5 protein-coding genes are annotated in these 3,546 nt (G+C 70.8%); all 5 read right to left on the reverse strand.

Going from position 1 to position 3,546, the window contains the following annotated elements:
* A partial coding sequence (locus tag D471_RS0107400) for a M20/M25/M40 family metallo-hydrolase (RefSeq protein ID WP_017598024.1) occupies window positions 1-569 on the reverse strand: 569 nt, incomplete at its 3' end.
* A 137-nt stretch (window positions 570-706) separates the two neighbouring features.
* Window positions 707-1,540 (reverse strand): M55 family metallopeptidase, encoded by an 834-nt coding sequence (locus D471_RS0107405; protein WP_017598025.1) that lies wholly within the window; start codon window positions 1,538-1,540, stop codon window positions 707-709.
* 217 nt (window positions 1,541-1,757) lie between these two features.
* The gene (locus tag D471_RS33370) at window positions 1,758-2,015 is read right to left on the reverse strand and encodes a hypothetical protein (RefSeq protein ID WP_017598026.1); all 258 of its coding nucleotides are present in this window, start codon (window positions 2,013-2,015) and stop codon (window positions 1,758-1,760) included.
* Window positions 2,016-2,311: 296 nt separating this feature from the next.
* Window positions 2,312-2,569, reverse strand: coding sequence for a hypothetical protein (locus D471_RS40045; RefSeq protein WP_017598027.1), 258 nt, complete (start codon window positions 2,567-2,569; stop codon window positions 2,312-2,314).
* Window positions 2,570-2,856: 287 nt separating this feature from the next.
* Window positions 2,857-3,096: a hypothetical protein gene (locus tag D471_RS33380; protein WP_017598028.1), complete on the reverse strand. Its 240-nt coding sequence runs from the start codon at window positions 3,094-3,096 to the stop codon at window positions 2,857-2,859.
* Window positions 3,097-3,546: the final 450 nt, after the last annotated feature.

A 3,546-nucleotide genomic window follows, 5' to 3' on the forward strand; every position in this document is an offset into this window, starting at 1 on the left:
CGCTCGCCGATCCCGACCCGGCAGCCCTCGAACAGCTGCGCGTGCTCCCGCACCAGCCAGTCGGCGCCGAACACCGCGCTGTCCTCCTCGTCGGCGACCAGGGCCAGCACGATGTCGCGCCTGGGGCGCAGCCCGCTCCGGGCCCAGTGGCGGATGACGGCGGTGGCCACGGCGATGGTGTTCTTCATGTCCACCGTCCCGCGTCCCCACAGCGACGGAGCTCCGGTGACCGGGCAGTCGGCGACCTCACCCCCGAAGGGAGGGACCGACCACTCCTCGGCTCGGGCGGGGACGACGTCCAGGTGGGCGTGGAGCAGAAGGGCGGATGCGTCCGGGTCGGTGCCCGGGACGCGCACGACGACGTTGGACCGTCGATGCGCGGGCTCCAGGATCCGCGGTGTCAGACCGGCGTCGGTCAGCGCCTCGGCGGCGAACTCGGCGGTCGCCCGCTCGTCCCCCTCCCCGCCGCCGCGGTTGGTGGAGTCCCTGCGCACGAGCTCACGGGCCAGACGGACGGCGTCGTCCCCCGCCGCGGCCAGGTCGTACGTCGCCTCGGAAGGGTCGCCCACGGGTGCGGCCTCGCTCTCGGCTGGGGTCGTTGGGGCCCGGTGATACGGGTGTGGCCACGGTGACCCGGGTCACGGTCTCACCGTACACAGCGACACCGCTCATCAGTCCCGAAGACGCTCCTTGCCGCCCCGGACGGTCACCCGTAGTCCTCCTCCATCGCCCGCGCGGCGAGCGTGGTCACCGCCTTGAAGCAGCGGATCATCTCGTAGGCGCTCGGCGAGGTGTAGCGGACCCCGAGCACCCCCGTACGCGTCACGCCCGGAACGACGTCGGCGGCCTGCGCCAGGTGCGCGGAGTCGAACGCCACCTCCACGGTGTGCGTCCGGGGCTCCTCGGGGCCGAGCCGTCCGGAGAGCACCATGGCGGCCTGCGCACCGGCACGGATCTCCTTGGCCGTGCGGGCCGGGGGGAGGCAGCGCGCGGCGTACCGGCTCACGTGTTCCTTGACCGGAACCGTCCGGGCGAACGGCGCGTAGGCCGCGGCGTCCTCACACGCGCGGTCGTCGCCGGTGACGAGAATGACGGGGACGCCGTACTCGGCGGCCACGGCCGCGTTGAGCCGACCCTCGCTGGCGGGGTCGCCGTCCNNCCATACCCCGGTGAGGGCGCCCGGCAGGTAGGTGTGCGCGAGCACCCCCTCGTCCCCGGCGCCGCAGTGGTAGCCGAGGAAGACCACGCCGTCGCAGTCGCCGTGCTGGATCCCCTCGACCATCGACAGGTCCTTGTGGCGGCCGGTGATCATGGTGGCGCGCTCGTCCAGGCGCTCCAGGAGGAGGTTGCGCATCGTGGCGTGCGCCTCGTTGACCAGCACCTCGCTCGCTCCGCCCGCGAACAGGCCCTCGATCGCGGCGTTGACGTCGCCGGTGAACATCGCCCGGCAGCGCTGCCACTGCTCGGTCCCGGGTTCGACGTCGGCGGGCCAGGTGACGCCGGTGGCGCCCTCCATGTCGGCGGAGACGAGGATCCTCATGCGGAGACCCTAACCCTGCGGCCCCGGCCGATCCAGGGAGGGACGAAGACGGGGACGCGCGCGGGGCGGGGGAGCCGGGCGCCGCGCACACGGGAGCGCCCCCCGCTCCCGGCGAACCGGGAGCGGAGGGCGGTGGTCGAGGTGTCGGGGAGCTCGGGACTCCCCGACACCCGGTGCGCGATCCGGACGGTGTGCGTCCGGCGCTCACCCGACCGAACTAGGGGCGCCACGGGCCGCGGTGGAAGTCGCGGTCGCAGTCGAGGCCGCGCTTGAAGCCCCCGTGGCCGAGGCCGTGGTGGTGGCCGTGGTCGGTCGCGGCCGCGCAGATGTGCTGCGACCCGGCGCCGTGCGGGCCGGCGAAGGTGGCGTTGGCCTCCCAGAGGCTGTCCGCCAGGGCGGCGGTCGGGAGGCCGAACGCCAGCGTGGGCGCGGCGACGGCGGTGATCAGGACTCGCGAGATGGTCTTCATCGTCATGGGATCTCCCCCCTGTGTGTGAACCGGTGCTTCGCTCCGGTCGCTTCCGCTCGTTCGAGCGGCACGTTGATCATTATGCGCAGATTGTGACTGGGTATTCGCTCTTTGTAACCAAATTGACGAAGTATGTCGAGAAGGGGCATTTGTCCACTCTGGCCTGTCGGCGGAGCTCTGGTTCGCCCTCCGGGGCCGGTGCGGCACGCGAAATGCCGGGGAGGCGTCGCTCCCCGGCATCCGACCCGCGATCCGGACGGTGTCCGGTGTTGGTCTGGCTGATCTGGTGGACCCGCGTGGCTCTAGTCGAACCAGGGGCCACGGTGGAAGTCGCGGTCGCAGCCCCTCTTGCCGTGGAAGCCGCCGCCGATCCACGGGCCGTGGTGGTGGCCGCGGTCGAAGGCCGCGGCGCAGATGCTCTGCGACCCGGCGCCGTGCGGGCCGGCGAAGGTGGCGTTGGCCTCGTAGAAGCTGTCCGCCAGGGCGGCGGTCGGGAGGCCGAACGCCAGCGTGGGCGCGGCGACGGCGGTGATCAGGACTCGCGAGATGGTCTTCATCATGGGATCTCCCCCCTGTGCATCGGCCGGTGCGATCGCCCCGGCCTCTTCCACTCGTTCGAGCGGCATGCTTACGAGGATGCGCAGATCGTGGTCGAATATGTGCGCTTTGTAACTGGATTGACGAAGTGTGTGGAGATAAGAGGGGATTTGGGGCCTGAACCGTCGGAGAAGTGACAGTTCGGGGCCCGTCTTCGGAGGTGGGGCAAACATGAGAGGTGCCGGGGAGACACTGCTCCCCGGCACCCCCTCTCGCGAGCCGGACGATGTCCGGTACTCGGTCCTGTGGGCTACCAGATCCAGGGGCCCCGGCGGTCGTCACAACCGCGGTTGCCGAATCCGAATCCGAACCCGAAGCCGCCGCGGTCGAACGCCGCCGAACAGACGTGCGTCGAGCTGGCGCCGTGCGGGCCGGCGACGGTCTGGTCGGCCTCGTAGAAGCTGTCGGCGAAGGCGGCGGTCGGGAGGCCGAACGCCAGCGTGGGCGCGGCGACGGCGGTGATCAGGACTCGCGACATGGTCTTCATCATGGGATCTCCCCCCTGAGTGTGGACCGGTGCTCACTCCGGTCGCTTCCGCTCCTTCGAGCGGCACGCTTACGAGGATGCGCAAAATGTGCCCTGGTATGTGCGGTTTGTCACCGAATTGACCAAGTATGCGGCGATATGGGGGCATTTGTCCGCTTGAAGTGTCGGAGGAGTGACAGCTCGACGCCCCCGTCCGGGGCTCGGAGCGTCCTGGCGCACCCCGGACACGACCGTGCCCCGGGAACCCGTGGCTCCCGGGGCACGCGCACCGTCCGTCTAGGGCCTGTTTCTTGGAACGGTCACCCGAGGGGGTGTCGTTCGGGCGCCGGCAGGGTTCTGCACGACGAGTCGAGCCGCGAGCGAGGAACGAGCGACAGGCGAGGACGAGGATGAAGAATCCCTGCCTTGAGGGCGCCCGAACACGGTCCGAAGCGAAGCGGAGGACCCAAAAAA

This window comes from Nocardiopsis lucentensis DSM 44048, assembly GCF_000341125.1.
Taxonomy (GTDB): domain Bacteria; phylum Actinomycetota; class Actinomycetes; order Streptosporangiales; family Streptosporangiaceae; genus Nocardiopsis; species Nocardiopsis lucentensis.

Bases quoted from the DNA above. Each gene is read 5' to 3' on its own strand.
- D471_RS33370 (WP_017598026.1), bottom strand. From the start codon at position 2,015: ATGACGATGAAGACCATCTCGCGAGTCCTGATCACCGCCGTCGCCGCG.
- D471_RS40045 (WP_017598027.1), bottom strand. From the start codon at position 2,569: ATGATGAAGACCATCTCGCGAGTCCTGATCACCGCCGTCGCCGCGCCC.
- D471_RS33380 (WP_017598028.1), bottom strand. From the start codon at position 3,096: ATGATGAAGACCATGTCGCGAGTCCTGATCACCGCCGTCGCCGCGCCC.